We start from the raw sequence: 20,428 nt of genomic DNA, 5'->3' as shown, positions 1-20,428 counted from the left end.
GTGGCAAAATGAACGAAAAACGGATCGAGCGAATTGTGCAACAAGTTTTACGTCAGTTGAAGCGACAAGTTCTGGTTGTGCTATCGCCTGTTGAGGGGTATCAGCAAGCGATTTACCAAAGACTGGCACAGCTAGATTCTGTTTCTTTTTCCTTTTATGCCACCGCATCCATGCTTCAGTCCGCTGATGTTGAAAAATGGGCTGAATTGGGAAGTGTTGTAAATAAAAGTACCTTATCAATAAGTAGGTTAAGTCATTATGACAGCCTGTTTTTACCGTTTATTGATGCAAAAGTGGTTGGTGAGATAGCCAATGGTTTGTTTGTGAGTGAGGAAAGTGAGCTAGCCCTACATGCCTTATCACAAAACATGTCGATATTGGCACTGAAATATCATTGTTGCCCTGAAAGTGAGTTAAGTCAGGTTTTAGGTTTAAATAAAAACGAAAATTATAATCGTCTGATTAAAGAAAATATCAGTAAGGCTATTAATTTAGGAATTCATTTTGGCTCGTTAAACGAAGTAGAAAAAAAATTTATAGTCAATGAAATTACTGAGGAATTAAAACCTGAAATAAATAATGAACATCCAAATCGCTATATTACTTTAAAGGAAGTAATGAATAACCCTAGGGGGTATTGTGCGAATGAAAATAAATTAACGGATTCAGCAATCGATTATTTAAAGTCACTTAAAAAATAAAGTTATTAAATTAAAAATTAATTTTAATCATTCTATTTATCGTAGGAGTATTATCTATGTCCCCTAAAGCAAAGTCATGGCTTTGGATGCTGGCGGTTATTATTTCTGAAACCTCAGCAACATCGACCTTAAAAATGTTTGATAATAGCGAAGGTATGACCAAATCATTATTATTGGCATTAATCGTTGTGTTATATGTTATTTGTTATTACTCACTTTCCCGCGCGGTAAAATACATTCCTGTTGGCTTAGCTTATGCAACATGGTCAGGTACTGGGATCCTAATGGTTTCAACCCTTGGTATGCTATTTTATGGGCAACATCCTGATACCGCAGCCATGATTGGCATGGCGGTGATCGCAAGTGGTATTGTGATCATGAATCTATTCTCCAAAATGGGCTCAGATGATCCAGAAGAAACTGAGCCACCTAAAGATGAAACAGAGTCTTCATTATTATCCGCAAAAAATAACACAGCTCATTAATTTAAAGCTAAGGGGAATATTATGTTTACTGGATTTCTATGGTTAGCACTTTCTATTGGCTCTGAAATAACGGGCACCTCAATGATTAAAAAGACCAATAGTTTTAGCAAGTTGGGTCCATCCGTATTAGTTATTATTGCTTATTGCCTGTGTTATTTCGCTTTAACTCGAGCAATGGGCTATATCCCAGTTGGTGTCGCTTATTCACTGTGGTGTGGGTTTGGTATTGTCGGTGTGACACTCGTTTCTATGGTTTTATATAAACAAAAACCCGATTTTCCAGCGGTATTCGCGATGGGGCTCATCATTAGTGGTGGGATTATTATGAATACATTCTCGACTATGTAATTAATTTTTAGACCATTGTTGCATCTTTCTTTCGTTCATTATTTGGCCCTCAATGTATTTTCGTGAGGGCTATTTTTTTATCATACGATAGTATGACTGTTTCACGATACAAAGTGATGGTTTGGCGATAAAAGAAAGGATCTATCCTATGTTAATTTACGTTCTATAAATAATCTAATTAGGAAAAATGAATGAACATAATTGAATGGGATGATTTTACCCGTGTTGAAATGCGTGTTGGGACTATTGTTAGTGCAGAAGTTAATATTAAAGCTAAAAAGCCCGCTTATATAATGGAGGTTGATCTCGGTGAATTGGGCATTAAGCGCTCAAGTGCACAGATCACCGTCAATTATACGTCTGAAGACTTGATTGGTAAGCGAGTGCTGTGTGTGTGTAATTTTGAAGTAAAGCGTATAGCAGGCATTAAATCTGAAGTGTTGATCACGGGGGCGCCTGACGAAACGGGGGCGATTGTCCTTGCTGAATTTAACCTGCCTTTGCCAAATGGTGCTTTATTAGCATAATGCTCGTTATACTTCTAATACTCGTCATACTTTGTGTTATTGCGTTGTTGGCTTCACTCACTCGCTCAGTCGCATACTTTTGTATGCCCCTAGGGCTTACTTTGCTTGCCGCCTAGCGATAACACGAATTATTTAGAGCATTTAACGTTTTTGTTGCACTCACTTTCCTCAATAGGTGGCGCATTGGCATCACTGCCATTTATTAGTAAAAAGGTTATACTGCTATTATCTGTATCAGTAGGAGTGTGACCCTTTGCGATTGCCTGAACTTCATTTTCGCCAATATTCAGACGAAGTCATTTCTCATCAACATGATGGGCAGTGGCAAGTTGTGTTGTCGTTATCTGGGCAGATGGAAATCAATATGTACCGGCAACATTATCTATTAAATGCAGGAAAGGGGGTTGTGATCCCGCCTTGTGTGAGCCATGCATTTAGCGGGCAGTTAGGAAATCAAAATTATGTATTAGAAATGCCCGCCACAGCACAATGGGCATTGAGTGAAAAAATGACGGAGTTTACTCTGACGCCTGCCGCAATTGGCCTTTTGAATTGGTTGCAAAACTTCCCACAAGCTCCCGAACATAATTTTACGGTTGCCCGTCTATTATTGGCCCAGTTAAAATCTGAAAATAAATGGATTGATGAGCTTTCTCAATGGGTAGAACTGCGCCTACACCATCCTATTAGTTGTGAAGACATGGCAATTGCTTTTTGTATGTCAGTGAGTACATTGCAACGACGAATAAAAGCAGAAACACAATTAACAGCGATGCAATTTCTATTACAAAAACGAATGGAAATTGCAGGAAGCTTATTACTAACCAATACCTCAATAGAACAAATTGCATTATCTGTCGGTTATGAATCTCATTCGGCATTTAGCCAAGCTTTTCGTCGATTTTATGGCAGAACACCAAATGAATATCGAATTCAGGGCATTAACTTAGTACCTTGTAAAAATTAGCAGCTTTGCTAGCCACCAATCTTTACAATATTTGCTATCTACAGCATGCGGATCCCTTCAAATGGGTTCCAGTTATCCAATCCTTTGGTTTCTTTAATATAGTAAGCATAGTTGGCAACCATGGCCCACAGCGCTGACATACCGACAGATACCCCAGTAAAGACGGCGTTAGGAATTGTTCCGCCAATCATAAAATCAATAATATTCAAAACGAGAGCAACCCCAAGAGTGATACCAAGCATCACTAACCCTTTCTTCCAAAGCCCTAAAATGAGGAAATAAATAATACCGAAGAAAAAGGCAAAAATGTTCATATTAATGAGAATACGCTCACCGAAAGAGGCGGCTTTTAACGCTGCTTTGAATTCAGGCGTATCAGGAGCACCATGCTTATCAAAGAAATCGAAACGTTTTTGCCATTTATTAGAATATTGCTTCTGTTCCATTTTCCATCCCTTGCTTATTAATAAGTATAAAATCGGGATTGATAATACTTGGATAACCGCATAAAAAAGAGGTAAATAGTCTTAATGTGACTATTGAGGGATGTTTTTAATAATGAGCCAATCAAAGATAAATAAAGGAAAAATGATTAAGATAAATAGCAAATAGATGATGGGTTAATTTATTGGAAGGCTTGCCTACATTATTTGGTATTTGACTTATTGGTTATTTGTTCAGAAATTGAATTTGCATAGTTGCCATGTAAAAAATCAGTATTTACATTGGCTTGCTTGAGTTTTAGTTCGAGTAAAGCTAATTGCTTACTCATCGACGTATAATTGGGGTCGTCCACAGAGAGACCTTGTAGCATATGGCTTAGCGTTAGAGCATCTTTCCTTTGTTGTAATTCTACAGGTAAATAACCTGAGTTTTTTAATATGCGATATCCAGCCCTTAGCGCTGGTGGAACTAAACTGTCGTCTTCAAGCTGTAAAGCTTTCCCTTCACCATTTAAATTTGAAAGCTCCCCTTTATTCAGCGCCTCTTGAATATGGCGTTCTGCCCAAAGATCAATAACTGACATGATAGCGACTCCATGAGTTGATTTTTTACTATTATAGCCCCCTATATCAATATAAAGGAACCTGGTAGATTATTCTTTATTGCGCTTGTTATTCCGAGTTATTGGCAAGGTTTTATCGAGTATTGATAAATAAGGGGTTGGCTATTTTTATAAAATAAAACTGCTAAAAAATGGTATTTAATTAGTGATAAATGGCGGAAAAAAGCTAAGGATAATATGAAAATTGTTATGTTGACCACACTTATAGAAATTAATTTATCTTGTTTATTTTAGTTTTAACTATCAACTTTATATAAATTATAAATATTAACGACTAATTGAAATAAATCATTCTTAATTATGTTGAACTTTATATCTGATTTGTATGAATTTTGTTTATTTAAAATTATCTATTTGTAAATAGCAAAAAGCAAAAACATTGTGTAATGTCCGTTTTTCTTGTTTATAAGGAGAAAATATGGAACAAAAGAAGCAAGAGGGAAGCCGTTTTTTGCGAACGGTTGAGTGGCTAGGTAATGCACTACCACATCCCGTCATCTTATTTATTATTTTAATTGCAATTTTATTAGTTTCTTCAGCAATAGGTCAGTATTTCGGTGTCAGCGTGCCAGACCCTCGCCCAGAAGGGGCAAAAGGGCGTGCAGAAGACGGTATTATTCATATCGTTAGCTTATTGGATGCCGAAGGGATCCGAAAAATTATTGCTAACGTCGTCACTAACTTCACCGGTTTCGCACCATTAGGGACGGTATTAGTTGCATTATTAGGGGTTGGAATTGCAGAACGAGCAGGTTTGCTTTCTGCTGCCATGCGTTTGGTTGTAACCAAAGCCCCACGTAAATTAACGACAATGGCGATCGTGTTTGCAGGCATCATGTCAAACACCGCGGCAGAATTGGGTTATGTGGTACTTATTCCGTTAGCCGCTATCATTTTCCATTCATTAGGACGTCATCCTTTAGCTGGCCTTGCCGCTGCATTTGCAGGGGTTTCAGGCGGTTATTCAGCAAACTTATTATTAGGTACGGTTGACCCATTACTGTCTGGTATCACCCAGCAGGCTGCGCAAATCATTGACCCGACTTATATCGTGGGAGCGGAAGCGAACTGGTATTTTATGTTTGCGAGTACGTTTTTGATCACTATTTTAGGTTACTTGATCACAGAAAAAATTGTTGAGCCACAGCTGGGCCCATACACAGGAGGGGCAGTCGACGAAGATGAAAATAGCCTCTACGCCTCAGCAAATGTCACCTCGCTAGAGAAAAAAGCGTTATTTTGGGCATCGGTAACGTTTTGGGGATTAGCCGCGATTTTGGCGTTAATGGTGGTACCCGAAAATGGAATATTACGTAACCAAGATACTGGGTTAGTCAGCAACTCGCCTTTCCTAAAAGGCATCGTAGTGTTCATTTTTGTGTTCTTTGCCGTCCCGGGTATTGTGTATGGCTATATTGCTAAAACTATGCGCTCTGATAAAGACATTGTTGACGCAATGGCAGGGGCAATGAGTACTCTTGGCTTATATCTGGTTATCATTTTCTTTGCCGCACAATTTGTTGCTTTCTTTGGTTGGACAAATATCGGGCAAGTTATTGCGGTTAAAGGCGCCAACTTTTTAAATAGTATTGATCTCCATGGTGGCGTGCTATTTATTGGCTTTATTCTTATTTGTGCATTTATTAATTTAATGATTGGCTCTGCATCAGCTCAGTGGGCTGTCACCGCGCCTATTTTCGTTCCAATGTTGATGTTGGCCGGTTATGCGCCTGAAACTATTCAAGCAGCTTATCGTATTGGGGATTCGGTAACCAATATTATCACTCCGATGATGAGCTATTTTGGGTTGATTATGGCGATAGTGGTTAAATATAAAAAAGATGCAGGAATAGGGACATTGGTTTCAATGATGCTGCCATATTCCATCATTTTCTTCATTGGCTGGTCGTTGTTCTTTATAGTGTGGGTATTTGTATTGGGTATCCCTGTGGGCCCAGGCTCTCCGATATATTTCACGCCAGGAAGCTAATCATTGTACGTGGTATAGCCCGTCTCAAAGAGGGCTATATCTTTGAGTTTATCTCAGTATTAATGAAGGTAATGCTAAATAATTGATAAGTATGACTTTTTGCTTTAATCAAGCCCTTCCCACAAATAGTCTTTTAGTTTTACCTTATCATTCACGCTAAAGATAATCCCTTCATCTACAAGTGCTTGTTTATGGCGTAGATAGCATTCCCCCGTGACGGATAACTTCCCCTGACCATTAATAACGCGGTGGCAGGGTAGGGAACTGCCTGCTGGGATAGTCCGTATCGCTTGGCAAACTTGGCGTATATGAGCAGGGTAACCGGCCATTTTGGCGAGTGTTCCATAAGTAGTGACTCTTCCGCTAGGGATGCTCCCTATGAGGCTATAAATGATATCTCGAAAAGATGGCGCACTGTTCATTGTCACAGCCCTAATTACGATGAGTGTGTGTCGGCCTTATTATAAGGCGTAGGTGATATAAAACATTATTTTGTTCTAAGCTTATTTAGAGCGCAAGTGATTATAGAACTTAATGAATATCAATGAGATATGATTTTATCGGGAGATACAAAGCAAAAACCCGCCTTTTGGGCGGGTTCTTTAAATAAGTGGTGCCCGGACTCGGAATCGAACCAAGGACACGGGGATTTTCAATCCCCTGCTCTACCGACTGAGCTATCCGGGCAACGGGGCGCATTAAACCGTATTCAGCCGTTTGCGTCAATGCATTTTTAATAAAAAAACACTTTTTTTTACTGAGTGTTTTCTTTTTCAGCAAAAGGTGTGTGTTTAGTATGCGTTAATTGCTTTTTTAACTTAACGCCCCTTTTTTACGGCACAGTGCGATTGTGAGAATATCCTCTGAAAGGTGTTGTGCAATCTCCACATCTTGAATATCCCTTTGTACTAATAAGCGGTTTAAACAACCCTCAAGCACTAATTCCATTTGGTTAGCAACCAACGCAGAGTCTTCAATATCTAGTTCATCTAATAGGTTCTTAGTGAAGTGAAATGAATTGTCTTTTTGTAAGCGGCTTAATTGGTGGATAGGGTGCTCGGCATCTGGGTAATAATTACAGGCAGAAATGAATAAACATCCAGGAAAACGCCCTTGGCTGACTTTTTCAGATAATTGTTGGTAGCGAGCCATTAATTTTTGCTGCGGGCTTAGAGACTCATCTAGCAAGGTTTGGCGCTGCCATACTTCAATTTGCTGGCTATGATAACGCAAGCAATCATAAACAAGTGCTTCATCGTCTGGCCAGAATTGCCGAATAGTTGAGAAATCAGATTCAATTTCACTGAGTAAATTTTCTGTAGATGCGGATAAGCCTTGGATTTCCAATTGATTTAAGGCGTGGCTCAAAATAGTTTCGCGTTGGATAGGCATTGTTAACTCCATCACAATATGTCTGATTTTTCTCCATCATAACAATGTTCAATTGTGAATTATAGCGATTTGCAGTGCTATTATGAGTCGTCGTTTTCGAAGGGGAACAAAATCAAATAGGAAATTGAGTGGGTATTTAAAAGTGGGGAGTTTAAAGCGAACAGGAGGGGGAAGAACCCCCCTGGAACGAACTTGTGGGTTTATATCAGACTTTAATTGATCAATTTAGCTTCCAACGCAGCATCGATATAATAAAACTGAAAGACTTTCTCCATAAAGTCATCGATGTCATGTTTTCGTAATTCGAGAGCTTGTAAAATATCCAAAAGACCTTGGATCGTAATGGCGTTTTTACCTCTTTCATAACGAGAAACTTGTTGTTGGCTGATTTTTAGCCGAGAAGCTAATTGTGCGCCAGTCAAGCCAACCACTTTTCTGCGGTGTTTTAAAAAGGTTCCAATATAAACGGTTACATTTGTATTTTCATTTCGTTGAGTATTTAGCATGCCTCCTCCAAGTATATAAATCTTGTTAGAATAAAGTATATTGCTACCAAAAATCCTTATTGTTTAATTGGTGTCAATCTGAGTGATTAAATGATTATAATCAGACTTTCCAGTTATTATTAAACAAGGCTGAGTTAATTATTACCAATATTTATGGCAGATTGATTTTAAATTTTTGATAGATAATTTCTATCCCTACTACCCTGAATTCGTGTTTCATAAAAGCGAATTTAAAATCATCACCTTTAATCTTGCGCTTTCATGGTTTTTTATTCTGAAAATTATTTATATTAACTTCTTTTTTGGAGTTATATTTGAGTTTATGATTTCTGAAAAATGAATGGGACTACCTATCATCACCTGCTTATAGTCATTGTTTGTTACACTTATATGTAGAGTATTAATATACATATATTATTGGAAAAATGTTTATTTTTGATTTTATCTTAATTATTCATAATCGAGTGAAATATATATTACTAAGGCATGGCTTAAAATTTTTTTAAATGGTTATTATTATTTTATAATTACGTGAGTGACTTTATATGGGGCGACCAAAGTAATATATTTTACGTAGATGCAGATATAGAAAACCCGTGCGATTTGCACGGGTCGGTATAAGATTACGTGGTACTCATATAAGCTATATGATCATACCGCCAAATAAGAAGCCGAATGAAACAGCTAATGCCACGGCAATGGTACCCGGAATAAAGAATGGGTGGTTAAAGACAAATTTACCAATGCGTGTAGTACCGGTGTCATCCATTTGTACTGCTGCAACCAGCGTTGGGTAAGTTGGCAGAATAAATAGGCCAGAAACCGCAGAGAATGATGCGATAGCTGTTAATGGGCTAACATTCAGCGCTAATGCCATTGGCATCAATGCTTTTGCTGTAGCGGCTTGTGAGTATAATAACGCAGAGCAGAAGAAGAAAATAACCGCTAGCATCCAAGAGTGTTCATGGATTAAATCACCGGCAGTTTCTTTGATCCAGTCAATGTTGTGCTGTACGAAAGTATCACCTAACCAAGCAACACCTAAAATACAAATACATGCGCTCATACCTGCTTTAAAGGTACTTGAGTTTAAGATAGCATCAGTATTAACACGGCAAAGAATAGTAATTAATGTCGCCACAGTTAGCATGATAATCAAAATTGCATTTGTGGTGTTCATTAATGGTGTTTCAACAATCCCTAAGCTTGGGCTATTAATGATGGCATAGCAAACAACGCCGATAACGCCGAGTAAGAATAACAATACAGAGGATTTAGCACCCGCTTTGATTTCTTTTACTTGGCTACCACGCAGTTCAACTAAGCCTTCAGCTAAACGTTTTTGGTAAATAGGGTCATCAGATAGCTTAGAGTTGAATGTCCAAGAGATAATGAATGACATCAAAATAATTGCAAGGAATGTCGCAGGCAATAGAACACTAAGAAGTGTGATATAGCTGACGGTATTACCTGCACCCACCATTGCTGGGTTTTCCATGACTGACGCCATATAAACCACTGCCGCTGAAATTGGTGATGCTGTGATACCTATTTGTGCAGCGACAACCGCAGTGGATAATGGACGGCACGGTTTTACACCTTGCTCTTTTGCAACTTCTGCAATAACAGGCAGCGTTGCTAAAGAAATATTACCTGTCCCTGCGAAAAGTGTCAGGAAGTAGGTAACAATAGGTGCAAGAATGGTAATGTACTTAGGATTACGACGCAGTAATTTCTCAGTTTGGGCAACTAAATAGTCCAGACCCCCTGCAATTTGCATTGCAGAGATTGCGGCAATAACAGCCATGATGATTGAGATAACGTCAAATGGAATGGTTCCTGGTTTTACGCCAATAGCAGCGAGTACCAGTACCCCAAGGCCACCGGCAAAGCCGATACCTATCCCACCTAAACGGGCCCCCAAAAAGATGGCCAGCAGAACAATAATAAATTCTACGGCTAACATAGTGTTTACTCCTCGACAAAATGAAAATTAAAATTATGAAACTGTTATGTTAATTATTTGTGTGTGTATCAATCAAAAAAGGCACGCTTTCTATTGAGAGGCGTGCCTTTATTTTTAAGTGTTATTTATGATAAACATAAAACTTTAGTCATCAAAGCGTTTTGCTTTATAAGCTGGGTGTTTTAAGTTCTCAACAGAGAAAATATCATCCAGTTCAGCTTCAGTCAGTAAACCGCGTTCAAGAACAACTTCGCGTACACTCTTACCGGTTTCAGCACAGATTTTACCCACGATATCACCATTGTGGTGACCAATGAATGGGTTCAGATAAGTGACGATACCGATGGAGTTAAATACAAACGCTTCACAGATTTCTTTGTTTACTGTAATGCCGCTAATGCATTTTTCTTGCAGATTACGACATGCGTTGCTCATTAAAGAGATAGACTCGAACATCGCTTGGCCAATCGCTGGTTCCATTACGTTTAATTGTAATTGGCCCGCTTCAGCTGCCATTGTTACGCAGATATCGTTACCAATAACTTTGAAACAAGCTTGGTTAACAACTTCAGGAATTACAGGGTTAACTTTTGCTGGCATGATAGAAGAACCAGCTTGTAACTCAGGTAAATTAATTTCTTTCAGACCTGCACGAGGACCGGAAGATAACAGACGTAAGTCGTTACAAATTTTAGACAGTTTCATTGCCAGACGTTTTAAGCCAGCATGAACAGTGATGTAAGCACCACAGTCAGAGGTTGCTTCGATTAAGTCTTCAGCAGGAATGCATGGTAAACCAGTCACTTCGGCTAATTTTTTAACTGCAAGCTCTGAGTAGCCAGGCGCAGTATTCAGGCCAGTACCGATAGCAGTTGCGCCTAAGTTAACTTCGAGCAGTAATTCGATGCTGCGTTTTAAGTTTTTCTCTTCTTCTTTTAAGAGAGTAGCGAAAGCATGGAATTCTTGGCCGACGGTCATTGGAACGGCATCCTGTAATTGGGTACGACCCATTTTCAGAATGTCTTTGTATTCTTCAGCTTTAGCTTCAAAGCCTTTTTTCAGGTATTCAACAGATTCAATTAACTTCAATATAGAATTATACACTGCGATACGGAACCCTGTAGGGTATGCATCGTTAGTGGATTGGCTTTTGTTTAGGTGGTCATTAGGGTTTAAGAATTCATATTCACCTTTTTTATGACCCATCAGTTCAAGACCGATGTTCGCAAGAACCTCGTTGGTATTCATATTCAGTGATGTGCCCGCACCACCTTGGAATACATCAACAGGGAACTGGTCCATGCATTTGCCTTCATTTAGAACAACGTCACACGCTTTGATGATGGTGTCCGCGATATTACGTGGAATAGTGTGTTGTTCTTTATTGGCTAAAGCCGCCGCTTTTTTAACCATAACCATGCCGCGAATAAATTCTGGGACATCGTTAATAGTGCGGTCGCTGATATAAAAGTTTTCAATCGCACGCAGAGTATGAACACCATAATAGGCATCAGCTGGAACTTCTTTTTTACCTAACAGGTCTTCTTCGATACGAGTATTGTTTGACATGAGAACCTTCTTAATTAGATTACAGTTACTGTCCGTTTATGCGCTTTTAAAAATCGATACTTCGTAAAACAAAATTTACAGGTGATTAATATTGCAAAGTAAAACTTTACAAGCAATTAACACCATCTACTACGTTATCAGCATTATGATCTACTGATTTATGGGTAGATGATATGCTTTTAATCATGTGTTGCCTTGAACCTAGATCACTATATAGTTTGATTTATGCAACAGATTTCACGTTGTGTGATATTCATCACAGATAAGTATCATTAATGAAAAAAATCTGTGAGTTGAAAAGCGTTATATCTGCCCCAATTATTATGGCTATACTAAAGAAAAAAGCGAATATTGATAGTTGTCTCTTAGATGCAGTTCACAAAGGTTTCCCTAGGGGCGTAAAATAGTCGATAGCTTATTGAAATAAAGGAGAACTTGTGCGCTGGTTACCACTCATTCTGATATGTATTCTCGTTTACATTGAATCCGTCATTTTTGTGCGGGTTGCATCCGAAGTGGGTGTTTTAATGACTTTGATTTTAGTTGTTTTAACATCGTGCTTAGGTGTGTCACTCGTTAAAAATCAAGGCATGAAAAATGTACTGCAAATCCAACAAAAGTTAGCGTCGGGTGAAAGCCCAGCAGCTGAAATGATCAAGAGCGTTGCATTGGTTTTAGCGGGTTTCTTGTTGATTGTGCCTGGCTTTTTTACGGATTTCATTGGCTTACTGTTATTGTTGCCACCCATTCAAAAGCTCATTGTAATGCGCTTAATTCCTCATATTCGTTTCTACCAGCCGGGTTCTGGTTTCAATCAAACGGGAAATAGCGGCCATCAACGTGGCGATATTTTTGAGGGGGAATTCCAACGTAAGCAAGATGATCCTTCTTTTACAATTGATAACTCAGATAAAACAGATTTATCAGATAAAGACGATCGCCCTAAGTCATAAACCATCCTATTTGTGGGGAGATAAAAATGAAAAATTTTTTATCTCCCCCCTTGAAGTCCCTCTTCTTCGCCCCAATCTGCTCAAACATGGTACTAGTTTATTTAAGACATGCTGGTATCGTCCTTTTACCTAGTATGGACTTTATTTATAGGAGAACTATTAATGAAAATTCGTCCATTGCATGACCGTGTTATCGTTAAACGTAAAGAAGTTGAATCAAAATCTGCAGGCGGGATCGTTCTAACGGGGACTGCTGCAAGCAAATCAACTCGTGGTGAAGTTCTTGCTGTCGGCAACGGCCGCATCCTCGAAAATGGTGAAATCAAAGCACTGGATGTGAAAGTTGGTGATATCGTAATCTTTAACGATGGTTATGGTGTGAAAGCTGAAAAAATCGACAATGAAGAAGTCCTGATTATGTCCGAAAGTGACATCCTGGCAATTGTTGAAGCGTAATTTTCACTTAAAACTTCTCAACGAACGAAAAGAATTTGAAGGAAAGAGATAATGGCAGCTAAAGACGTTAAATTTGGTAGTGATGCACGTACGAAAATGCTTCGTGGTGTGAATGTTCTGGCAGACGCAGTAAAAGTGACTTTAGGTCCTAAAGGCCGTAACGTAGTTTTAGATAAATCTTTTGGTTCACCAGTTATCACCAAAGATGGTGTTTCAGTTGCACGTGAAATCGAATTAGAAGACAAATTCGAAAACATGGGCGCTCAAATGGTGAAAGAAGTTGCTTCTAAAGCTAACGACGCTGCGGGTGACGGTACAACAACTGCGACTGTATTGGCTCAAGCTATCATTACTGAAGGCTTAAAAGCGGTTGCTGCGGGTATGAACCCAATGGACCTGAAACGTGGTATCGACAAAGCCGTCGTTGCTGCAGTTGAAGAGCTGAAAGCCCTGTCTGTTCCTTGTTCAGACACTAAATCAATCGCACAGGTTGGTACTATTTCTGCAAACTCCGATGAAACCGTGGGTAAATTAATTGCAGAAGCTATGGATAAAGTCGGTAAAGAAGGCGTTATCACGGTTGAAGAAGGTACTGGTCTGGAAGATGAGCTGGATGTGGTTGAAGGTATGCAATTTGACCGCGGTTACCTGTCTCCTTACTTCATCAACAAACCAGAAACAGGTGCTGTTGAGTTAGAAAACCCATTCATCCTGTTAGTTGACAAAAAAGTCTCTAACATCCGTGAATTACTGCCAGTATTAGAAGGCGTTGCTAAAGCAAGCAAACCACTGTTAATCATCGCTGAAGATGTTGAAGGTGAAGCACTGGCAACTCTGGTTGTTAACACCATGCGTGGTATTGTTAAAGTTGCCGCGGTTAAAGCACCGGGCTTCGGTGACCGCCGTAAAGCAATGCTGCAAGATATCGCAATTCTGACTAACGGTACTGTTATCTCTGAAGAGATCGGTATGGAGTTAGAAAAAGCGACATTAGAAGATTTAGGTCAAGCAAAACGTATCGTTATCAACAAAGACACTACCACTATCATTGATGGTGTGGGTGAAGAATCTGCGATCGCAGGCCGTGTTGCACAAATTCGTCAACAAATCGAAGAGTCTTCTTCAGACTACGACCGTGAAAAACTGCAAGAGCGCGTTGCTAAATTAGCTGGCGGTGTTGCGGTAATTAAAGTGGGCGCAGCAACTGAAGTTGAAATGAAAGAAAAACGTGCTCGTGTTGACGATGCTCTGCATGCAACTCGCGCAGCTGTTGAAGAAGGCGTTGTTGCTGGTGGTGGTACTGCACTGGTTCGCGTTGCAGCGAAACTGGAAGGCATGAAAGGTGATAACGAAGAGCAAACAGTTGGTATTCGTGTTGCTCTACGTGCGATGGAAGCGCCTATGCGCCAAATCGTTACCAACGCAGGTGAAGAAGCTTCAGTTGTTGTTAACAACGTGAAAGCAGCTAAAGGTAACGAAGGTTACAACGCAGCAACTGATGCTTATGGCGACATGATCGACATGGGTATCTTAGACCCAACTAAAGTAACGCGTTCTGCTCTGCAATTTGCAGCGTCTATCGCGGGTCTGATGATCACCACTGAAGCGATGATCACTGAAATGCCAAAATCAGATGCACCTGACTTAGGTGGCGCTGGTATGGGCGGCATGGGTGGAATGGGCGGTATGATGTAAGCCTTTGGCGACATCAAGCTCAAGTAGTTACTAACCCAGTTAGGACTACCCGCCATAAGACCGGTATCGTTAGTGTTCCTAGCGGTGCCGGTTTTTTATTATTTATGGGTGACTATATGTTGTGTTTTTTTTTATCAGTTCATCTATATGTTGTGGTTTATTTTTGGTGTGATAATATGTATTTCACGTTCACTGATAGGAATTAACTCATGGCTGGAAAAAATCAACATGTAGTAAAGCGTCCTGAGGGTTGGGCTGTCCGCGGAGAAAATAATTCTAGAGACACATCTGTTCATCGAACACAAGAAGATGCAAGGCTTGCAGCTCGTGAAATAGCAAAGAATCAAAAAAGTGAAGTAGTTATACATGGTAGGGATGGACGAATAAGAGACAAAGATTCTTATGGTAATGATCCATTCCCGCCTAAAGGTTAGGTCATATAACTTCTTGAATGAGTAATATAAGACCGGTATCGTTAGTGTTCCTAGCGGTGCCGGTTTTTTATTGGTTTTTAATAAATATATAACTATTAATTATTGATGAATGTATTTCCTCGAAACGATGTACAATTAATGCGTTATACGATTTATTTTTGCGTCAACGTTGCTTCGCGGGTTATATTTAACGTAAGGTAAATGGTTTGAATTCGCAAAGAATAGAGCAGGTTTTTGGTTAATTTGTGATAGACTCTATTCGGCTGGTGGTTTGCGGCAATGATGGTGCTGCATGTTAATCACCTCCTAGGTATTTCAATCAATAGGCTATTGGAACTAAAGCGATTTTCAAGCCAGCTGCAAAAACACAATGAAAAATGAGGGAAAACATGCGAATTAAAGTCTTGCTTGGTGCTGCTGCATTATTGCTTTTAGCTGGTTGTTCAACAACAACTAATTTGACTGCGGCAGGCTCACAAGTTCGTTTTGTTGAGAATCAACCAGGAAGTGATTGCCAACTTCTCGGTCAGGTTGCAGGGACTCAAAGCAACTGGTTGAGTGGAGTAAATAATGAATCTAGCTCAATGCGCAGCGCAGCAAATGATTTACGTAATAAAGCCGCGGCAATGGGCGGTAACGTGATTTTTGGTGCATCAAGCCCAAGTGAAACCGTGTTATCTAGCTTCATCCCATTAGATAGCAAAATGGTTGGCCAAGTTTATAAGTGCCCCTAAAATGAATTCATAGCGCCCAAATGGTTATTTGGGCGTTTTGCTTTCTAGTTCTGCCTTAAGTTCAGGTCAAGCAGCGTTTTACTTGGCTCTCCCCCAATTTCCCGAGCGAGCTTAGGCACAAGGTACCCTGAGACCTTACTTAATAATTGCTGTATTAATTGTCTAGCTTCAATATCACTCACTAAAAAGTGAGCAGCACCTTGGACTTTATCTAATACATGCAAGTAATAAGGTAAAATACCCGCGTCAAATAGAGCATTACTTAAATTCATCAGAGCTGTCACGTTGTCATTAACTTGGCGCAGTAATACGCTTTGGTTTAATAATGTCACACCTGATAACTTTAGTTTTTGCATTGCTGCGGTGAATGGTTCGTCGATTTCGTTAGCATGGTTAACGTGTGTCACCATAATGACTTGTAACCTTGAGCTAGCAAGGCGTTTACAGAGAGCTTCAGTGATACGTTCTGGTATCACTACAGGCAAACGAGTATGAATTCTAAGGCGCTTTATATGTGGGATTGCCTCTAATTGGCTGATAAGCCAATCGAGTTCATGGTCTTTTGCCATTAATGGATCACCTCCTGAGAAGATGATTTCATTGAGTTCGGTGTGGTTTTTTATATAATCCACAGCCATCAACCAGTTATTTTTATTTCCTTTGTTGTCTTCATAAGGAAAATGCCGGCGAAAACAGTAGCGACAGTTGACTGCACAGCCACCTTTTACCAGCAGTAATGCGCGGTTGTGGTATTTATGCAGTAAACTTGGAATTTCATTATCCTGCTCTTCTAGTGGGTCAGTAGAAAAACCTGGATGTATATCAAACTCTGCTTTTGCGGTTAATACCTGCAATAACAGAGGGTCTAGTGGATCGCCTTTCTTCATGCGGGAAATAAAGGGCATTGGAACGCGTAAAGGAAATAATTTGCGTGCCTCACTGCCTTCTTTCGATGAAAGGTGGTTTTCTAGGTTAAGTATTTGCAGCAATTCATCTGGATTAGTGATTGCTTCTGCAAGTTGTTGTATCCAGACTTCTCTGGATGAGGTATTTTGAGTTACAATATCGACCATTTTTTGGCTATGCCATTTTTAGTTTATAAATTAGAGGATCACCATGGCTACTTATAGTACCAATGAATTCCGCTCAGGTCTTAAAATCATGTTAGATGGCGAGCCTTGTGTCGTTTTAGAAAGTGAATTCGTCAAACCGGGTAAAGGTCAAGCGTTCGCACGTGTGCGTATTCGTAAACTGATTTCTAACAAACTGTTGGAAAAAACATTTAAGTCTACTGACTCTGTTGACGGTGCAGATGTCATGGATATGAACTTAACTTACCTGTACAACGACGGTGAGTTCTGGCATTTCATGAACAACGAAACTTTCGAACAGTTAGCAGCGGACGAAAAAACCGTTGGCGATAACGCGAAATGGTTAGTTGACCAAGCAGAATGTATTTTAACACTGTGGGACGGCCGTCCTATCGCAGTCACTCCACCTAACTTTGTTGAGTTAGAAATTACTGATACTGACCCTGGCCTGAAAGGTGATACCGCAGGTACAGGTGGTAAACCTGCAACACTGAGCACTGGCGCAGTGGTTAAGGTTCCTCTGTTTGTTCAGATCGGTGAAGTGATCCGTGTTGATACTCGTTCTGGTGAGTATGTTTCACGCGTAAAATAACGGTTGATCCTATACTGAATCGTTAGAAATAAAAAGCCGTGGTCGAGTGCCACGGCTTTTTTTGTCTATTTTTTTAAGGCTTAACAGCACTTAAACCCACCTTTACCACTGTAGCGTGCATCTTGGCGCTCTTTGAAAAACTCTTCATAGGTCATGGGAGTTTGGTCAGGGTGTGTTTTTTGCATATGAGCGACGTAGTTGTCGTAATCGGGGACGCCGACCATCATTTTTGCCGCTTGGCCTAGGTAGCGGGCTGCTTTTCCCAGTTCTCCAAACATTTCTTTCTCCTTACATACTTCGCGCTACAGCGTTGTTGACTGCTCTCGGCCACCCAAGTCACATACTGTTATGTATGCTCCTAGTTTCTCCTTCATACTTCACGCTGTTGCTGCGTTGGCTTCATTCGCTAACCCTAGTCACATACTGGAGTATGCTCCTAGGGACTATCTTCTTTGCCGCCTTGCTCCAACGTGAATTATTTTGGAGAAAGAGTATATGCCCTAAACAGTGACAAGCTTTTTCCGCGAAAATCAATGATGGCGCGTATTTGCCACGATTTCTTCATAGTTGGCTGGCATTGGCTCGTAGGGTACTTCATTCGCAGTTGGTTGGTCAGATTTTAATGCCTTCAACGCAGTGCGGATGGAGAATAGAGCCAGTAATACCACAACAATCATAAAGAAAATAGTTAATCCTGCATCTAAGCGGTTATTGAAAATTAACTGAGTTAATTGAGATTCCGTATATTGAACAGGAATATTACCGCTATCAATCATTGCTTGGAATTTATTTGCGACAGCTAAGAAACCAACACGGGCATCTTCACTGAAGGTTTTCTCCCAGCCAGCAGTCATGGTACAGATTAACAACCATGCAGTTGGGACTAAAGCGACCCATGCGTATCTTTGGCGCTTCATTTTGAACAGTACCACAGCACACAGCATTAATGCCATACCCGCCAACATTTGGTTCGCGATACCAAACAGTGGCCATAAGGTGTTAATACCACCAAGCGGGTCGACAACACCTTGGTGGAGGAAATAACCCCAAGCTAGCACACACAGGGCAGTTGCTATCAAGTTTGCGGGTAACGAATCGGTGCGTTTCAAGGAGGGAGAAACCACACCCAGTAAATCTTGCAGCATAAAGCGTGCTGCTCGAGTTCCTGCATCCACTGCGGTTAAAATAAATAATGCTTCAAATAAAATGGCGAAGTGGTACCAGAAGGCAACATTCATTAGGCCGCCAAGGGCACCGTGGAGAATATACGCCATCCCAACAGCCAGTGTTGGAGCACCGCCGGCACGTGAAATAATACTGGTTTCACCCACATCATTAGCAATACTGTTGAGCTGTTCAGGGGTGATCTGGAAGCCCCAACTACTGACGACTTGGGCAGCTGAAGCGACGACATCTTGCGTACCCGCAGGCGCTAACATCGCCATAGGGCTATTCATGGCGAAATAAACACCCGGGTCAATCACACAAGCGGCAACTAACGCCATAATCGCCACAAAGGACTCCATCAGCATGCCACCATAACCGATAAAACAAGCTTGGTTTTCATTCGCCAACATTTTTGGTGTGGTGCCTGATGAAATCAGTGCGTGGAAACCGGATACTGCACCACAAGCAATGGTGATAAATAGGAATGGGAACAGATCCCCTGCCCAGACAGGCCCTGTACCATCAATATATTTCGTCAGTGATGGCATTTGTAGATTTGGATTGAGGATTAAAATACCAATTGCTAAACCAATAATAGTCCCAATTTTTAAGAAGGTTGATAGGTAGTCACGTGGTGCAAGTAGCAACCAAACGGGTAAAACGGCAGCAACAAAGCCGTATCCCACTAACATCCAAGTGAGTTGAACACCGGTATAGTCAAAATAAGGTGCCCAAGTTTCGCTTTCAGCAACCCAACCCCCAGAGATAATGGCAAATACGAGGAAAACTAGCCCTATAATAGAAACTTCACCAATACGTCCTGGGCGTATATAGCGGGTATAAATACCCATAAAAATAGCCAATGGAATAGTAAAGGCAACGGTGTAAGTTCCCCATGGGCTGTGAGTGAGGGCTTTTACGACAATCATGGCCAGTACCGCTAAGATGATCACCATAATCATAAAACAAGCGATTAAAGCCAACACCCCTGCGGTATTGCCCATTTCTTCTTTAACTAATTCACCCAGTGAGCGGCCGTCTCGACGTGTTGAAACAAACAGCACCATAAAGTCTTGTACGGCACCAGCTAGGACAACCCCGGCAAGTAGCCAAAGCATACCAGGTAAATAGCCCATTTGCGCCGCAAGCACAGGGCCGACAAGAGGGCCTGCTCCTGCAATGGCGGCAAAGTGGTGGCCAAATAATACTTTTTTGTCTGTTGGTACGTAATCTAAGCCATCGTTATGACGAATTGCTGGTGTCATACGAGTTGCATCAACTTGGAGTACTTTTTTAGCAATAAAAAGCCCGTAATATCGGTATGCAATCAGATAAATACACACGGCGGAAACAACGATCCACAGGGCATTAATCTGTTCACCTCGATTTAAGGCGATGTAACCTAGTGAAAAAGCACCAAGTAATGCGAGCACAATCCATATTAATTGTTTACCCATAGCCATCCCCATCTGTTCAGTTGATTACTTTTTGTTATTTGTTTAAGTAAAACTGAGAAAGATATAGCCATACTTAAGTTAAAGAAAAAGTAGCTAAAACGAGACACCTAATTGAAATTTGAGATAAATTTAATAATTGTTGCCAATATCACTAATTTAGGATTATTTATTGGATTTTATCTGGTTTTGAACTAGCAGTTATCGGCTTAATTGGTTTTTTATCTTAAATTGTTATTTATTTTGGAATTAATAACTGTTGGGGTGTTTTTGCTGATAAGGGCGAGGGTAAAAGGTTCGGGGAATAATCGGGAGGTAAAAAACTTCCGATTATT

Annotated in this window: 22 protein-coding genes and 1 tRNA gene; 12 read left to right on the top strand and 11 right to left on the bottom strand. The window is 40.3% G+C overall.

Going from position 1 to position 20,428, the window contains the following annotated elements; genetic code table 11:
* Positions 1 to 8: 8 nt before the first annotated feature.
* The 5 genes from PSF67_RS01670 (at position 9) to PSF67_RS01650 (ending at position 3,028) form a co-directional block, all read left to right on the top strand.
* Positions 9 to 701, top strand: a complete 693-nt coding sequence (locus PSF67_RS01670; protein WP_102138023.1) for a hypothetical protein — start codon at positions 9 to 11, stop codon at positions 699 to 701.
* Positions 702 to 757: 56 nt separating this feature from the next.
* On the top strand, positions 758 to 1,186 hold the full coding sequence (locus PSF67_RS01665) for a DMT family transporter (RefSeq protein WP_166264232.1): 429 nt from the start codon (positions 758 to 760) through the stop codon (positions 1,184 to 1,186).
* Between the two features lie 21 nt (positions 1,187 to 1,207).
* Positions 1,208 to 1,534: a DMT family transporter gene (locus tag PSF67_RS01660; protein ID WP_042845455.1), complete on the top strand. Its 327-nt coding sequence runs from the start codon at positions 1,208 to 1,210 to the stop codon at positions 1,532 to 1,534.
* A gap of 191 nt (positions 1,535 to 1,725) precedes the next feature.
* The gene (locus PSF67_RS01655; protein ID WP_231068960.1) at positions 1,726 to 2,061 is read left to right on the top strand and encodes a tRNA-binding protein; all 336 of its coding nucleotides are present in this window, start codon (positions 1,726 to 1,728) and stop codon (positions 2,059 to 2,061) included.
* A gap of 253 nt (positions 2,062 to 2,314) precedes the next feature.
* Positions 2,315 to 3,028 carry a helix-turn-helix domain-containing protein gene (locus PSF67_RS01650; protein WP_231068959.1) on the top strand — a complete coding sequence of 238 codons (714 nt, stop codon included), beginning with the start codon at positions 2,315 to 2,317 and terminating at the stop codon, positions 3,026 to 3,028.
* 38 nt (positions 3,029 to 3,066) lie between these two features.
* On the opposite strand, the gene PSF67_RS01645 is transcribed toward PSF67_RS01650, so the two are convergent.
* Positions 3,067 to 3,474, bottom strand: a complete 408-nt coding sequence (locus PSF67_RS01645) for a DUF2628 domain-containing protein (protein ID WP_102138019.1) — start codon at positions 3,472 to 3,474, stop codon at positions 3,067 to 3,069.
* A 200-nt stretch (positions 3,475 to 3,674) separates the two neighbouring features.
* On the bottom strand, positions 3,675 to 4,055 hold the full coding sequence (locus PSF67_RS01640) for a DUF1992 domain-containing protein (protein ID WP_102138018.1): 381 nt from the start codon (positions 4,053 to 4,055) through the stop codon (positions 3,675 to 3,677).
* A gap of 457 nt (positions 4,056 to 4,512) precedes the next feature.
* Here PSF67_RS01640 and PSF67_RS01635 point away from each other — a divergent pair, with 457 nt between their 5' ends.
* The gene (locus tag PSF67_RS01635; protein ID WP_210844531.1) at positions 4,513 to 6,084 is read left to right on the top strand and encodes an AbgT family transporter; all 1,572 of its coding nucleotides are present in this window, start codon (positions 4,513 to 4,515) and stop codon (positions 6,082 to 6,084) included.
* 104 nt (positions 6,085 to 6,188) lie between these two features.
* Here PSF67_RS01635 and PSF67_RS01630 read toward each other — a convergent pair whose 3' ends face one another.
* The 6 genes from PSF67_RS01630 to aspA all read right to left on the bottom strand — a co-directional run bounded on the left by PSF67_RS01630 (position 6,189) and on the right by aspA (position 11,517).
* Positions 6,189 to 6,506, bottom strand: a complete 318-nt coding sequence (locus tag PSF67_RS01630) for an MGMT family protein (protein WP_195697779.1) — start codon at positions 6,504 to 6,506, stop codon at positions 6,189 to 6,191.
* 189 nt (positions 6,507 to 6,695) lie between these two features.
* Positions 6,696 to 6,771 (bottom strand) — tRNA-Phe (locus tag PSF67_RS01625).
* A gap of 126 nt (positions 6,772 to 6,897) precedes the next feature.
* Complete coding sequence (dicD, locus tag PSF67_RS01620; protein WP_413399158.1) at positions 6,898 to 7,470, bottom strand: division control transcriptional repressor DicD; 573 nt, start codon at positions 7,468 to 7,470, stop codon at positions 6,898 to 6,900.
* A 218-nt stretch (positions 7,471 to 7,688) separates the two neighbouring features.
* Positions 7,689 to 7,982, bottom strand: coding sequence for a helix-turn-helix domain-containing protein (locus tag PSF67_RS01615; RefSeq protein ID WP_102138014.1), 294 nt, complete (start codon positions 7,980 to 7,982; stop codon positions 7,689 to 7,691).
* Positions 7,983 to 8,625: 643 nt separating this feature from the next.
* Positions 8,626 to 9,948 carry an anaerobic C4-dicarboxylate transporter gene (locus PSF67_RS01610; protein ID WP_102138013.1) on the bottom strand — a complete coding sequence of 441 codons (1,323 nt, stop codon included), beginning with the start codon at positions 9,946 to 9,948 and terminating at the stop codon, positions 8,626 to 8,628.
* A 144-nt stretch (positions 9,949 to 10,092) separates the two neighbouring features.
* Positions 10,093 to 11,517 (bottom strand): aspartate ammonia-lyase, encoded by a 1,425-nt coding sequence (gene aspA / locus PSF67_RS01605; protein WP_102138012.1) that lies wholly within the window; start codon positions 11,515 to 11,517, stop codon positions 10,093 to 10,095.
* A 437-nt stretch (positions 11,518 to 11,954) separates the two neighbouring features.
* Between aspA and PSF67_RS01600 the strand changes: the two genes are divergently transcribed.
* The 5 genes from PSF67_RS01600 (at position 11,955) to PSF67_RS01580 (ending at position 15,789) form a co-directional block, all read left to right on the top strand.
* Positions 11,955 to 12,470, top strand: coding sequence for an FxsA family protein (locus PSF67_RS01600; RefSeq protein WP_102138011.1), 516 nt, complete (start codon positions 11,955 to 11,957; stop codon positions 12,468 to 12,470).
* Positions 12,471 to 12,632: 162 nt separating this feature from the next.
* The gene (locus tag PSF67_RS01595; RefSeq protein WP_004908085.1) at positions 12,633 to 12,926 is read left to right on the top strand and encodes a co-chaperone GroES; all 294 of its coding nucleotides are present in this window, start codon (positions 12,633 to 12,635) and stop codon (positions 12,924 to 12,926) included.
* A 51-nt stretch (positions 12,927 to 12,977) separates the two neighbouring features.
* Positions 12,978 to 14,621 (top strand): chaperonin GroEL, encoded by a 1,644-nt coding sequence (groL, locus tag PSF67_RS01590; protein WP_102138010.1) that lies wholly within the window; start codon positions 12,978 to 12,980, stop codon positions 14,619 to 14,621.
* 209 nt (positions 14,622 to 14,830) lie between these two features.
* Positions 14,831 to 15,055 carry a DUF2188 domain-containing protein gene (locus PSF67_RS01585; protein ID WP_102138009.1) on the top strand — a complete coding sequence of 75 codons (225 nt, stop codon included), beginning with the start codon at positions 14,831 to 14,833 and terminating at the stop codon, positions 15,053 to 15,055.
* Between the two features lie 389 nt (positions 15,056 to 15,444).
* Positions 15,445 to 15,789, top strand: a complete 345-nt coding sequence (locus PSF67_RS01580) for a DUF4156 domain-containing protein (protein WP_004908089.1) — start codon at positions 15,445 to 15,447, stop codon at positions 15,787 to 15,789.
* A gap of 44 nt (positions 15,790 to 15,833) precedes the next feature.
* Here PSF67_RS01580 and epmB read toward each other — a convergent pair whose 3' ends face one another.
* Positions 15,834 to 16,862, bottom strand: coding sequence for an EF-P beta-lysylation protein EpmB (gene epmB, locus PSF67_RS01575; RefSeq protein ID WP_166264238.1), 1,029 nt, complete (start codon positions 16,860 to 16,862; stop codon positions 15,834 to 15,836).
* A 43-nt stretch (positions 16,863 to 16,905) separates the two neighbouring features.
* On the opposite strand from epmB, the gene efp reads away from it, so the two are divergent.
* The gene (gene efp, locus PSF67_RS01570; RefSeq protein ID WP_102138007.1) at positions 16,906 to 17,472 is read left to right on the top strand and encodes an elongation factor P; all 567 of its coding nucleotides are present in this window, start codon (positions 16,906 to 16,908) and stop codon (positions 17,470 to 17,472) included.
* Positions 17,473 to 17,552: 80 nt separating this feature from the next.
* Here efp and PSF67_RS01565 read toward each other — a convergent pair whose 3' ends face one another.
* Together PSF67_RS01565 and cstA are read right to left on the bottom strand one after the other, a co-directional pair.
* Complete coding sequence (locus tag PSF67_RS01565; RefSeq protein ID WP_272676423.1) at positions 17,553 to 17,750, bottom strand: YbdD/YjiX family protein; 198 nt, start codon at positions 17,748 to 17,750, stop codon at positions 17,553 to 17,555.
* Between the two features lie 252 nt (positions 17,751 to 18,002).
* The gene (cstA, locus tag PSF67_RS01560; RefSeq protein ID WP_166264240.1) at positions 18,003 to 20,096 is read right to left on the bottom strand and encodes a pyruvate/proton symporter CstA; all 2,094 of its coding nucleotides are present in this window, start codon (positions 20,094 to 20,096) and stop codon (positions 18,003 to 18,005) included.
* Positions 20,097 to 20,428 lie beyond the last annotated feature (332 nt).

This window comes from Providencia sp. PROV076 (assembly GCF_028483405.1).
GTDB classification, from domain to species: domain Bacteria; phylum Pseudomonadota; class Gammaproteobacteria; order Enterobacterales; family Enterobacteriaceae; genus Providencia; species Providencia huaxiensis.
Note: the sequence above shows the minus strand (reverse complement) of the source record. Positions and strands in the feature narration are given on the sequence as shown.

Bases quoted from the DNA above. Each gene is read 5' to 3' on its own strand.
- PSF67_RS01670 (WP_102138023.1), top strand. From the start codon at position 9: ATGAACGAAAAACGGATCGAGCGAATTGTGCAACAAGTTTTACGTCAG.
- PSF67_RS01665 (WP_166264232.1), top strand. From the start codon at position 758: ATGTCCCCTAAAGCAAAGTCATGGCTTTGGATGCTGGCGGTTATTATT.
- PSF67_RS01660 (WP_042845455.1), top strand. From the start codon at position 1,208: ATGTTTACTGGATTTCTATGGTTAGCACTTTCTATTGGCTCTGAAATA.
- PSF67_RS01655 (WP_231068960.1), top strand. From the start codon at position 1,726: ATGAACATAATTGAATGGGATGATTTTACCCGTGTTGAAATGCGTGTT.
- PSF67_RS01645 (WP_102138019.1), bottom strand. From the start codon at position 3,474: ATGGAACAGAAGCAATATTCTAATAAATGGCAAAAACGTTTCGATTTC.
- PSF67_RS01640 (WP_102138018.1), bottom strand. From the start codon at position 4,055: ATGTCAGTTATTGATCTTTGGGCAGAACGCCATATTCAAGAGGCGCTG.
- PSF67_RS01635 (WP_210844531.1), top strand. From the start codon at position 4,513: ATGGAACAAAAGAAGCAAGAGGGAAGCCGTTTTTTGCGAACGGTTGAG.
- PSF67_RS01630 (WP_195697779.1), bottom strand. From the start codon at position 6,506: ATGAACAGTGCGCCATCTTTTCGAGATATCATTTATAGCCTCATAGGG.
- PSF67_RS01615 (WP_102138014.1), bottom strand. From the start codon at position 7,982: ATGCTAAATACTCAACGAAATGAAAATACAAATGTAACCGTTTATATT.
- PSF67_RS01610 (WP_102138013.1), bottom strand. From the start codon at position 9,948: ATGTTAGCCGTAGAATTTATTATTGTTCTGCTGGCCATCTTTTTGGGG.
- aspA (WP_102138012.1), bottom strand. From the start codon at position 11,517: ATGTCAAACAATACTCGTATCGAAGAAGACCTGTTAGGTAAAAAAGAA.
- PSF67_RS01595 (WP_004908085.1), top strand. From the start codon at position 12,633: ATGAAAATTCGTCCATTGCATGACCGTGTTATCGTTAAACGTAAAGAA.
- groL (WP_102138010.1), top strand. From the start codon at position 12,978: ATGGCAGCTAAAGACGTTAAATTTGGTAGTGATGCACGTACGAAAATG.
- PSF67_RS01585 (WP_102138009.1), top strand. From the start codon at position 14,831: ATGGCTGGAAAAAATCAACATGTAGTAAAGCGTCCTGAGGGTTGGGCT.
- PSF67_RS01580 (WP_004908089.1), top strand. From the start codon at position 15,445: ATGCGAATTAAAGTCTTGCTTGGTGCTGCTGCATTATTGCTTTTAGCT.
- epmB (WP_166264238.1), bottom strand. From the start codon at position 16,862: ATGGTCGATATTGTAACTCAAAATACCTCATCCAGAGAAGTCTGGATA.
- efp (WP_102138007.1), top strand. From the start codon at position 16,906: ATGGCTACTTATAGTACCAATGAATTCCGCTCAGGTCTTAAAATCATG.
- PSF67_RS01565 (WP_272676423.1), bottom strand. From the start codon at position 17,750: ATGTTTGGAGAACTGGGAAAAGCAGCCCGCTACCTAGGCCAAGCGGCA.
- cstA (WP_166264240.1), bottom strand. From the start codon at position 20,096: ATGGGTAAACAATTAATATGGATTGTGCTCGCATTACTTGGTGCTTTT.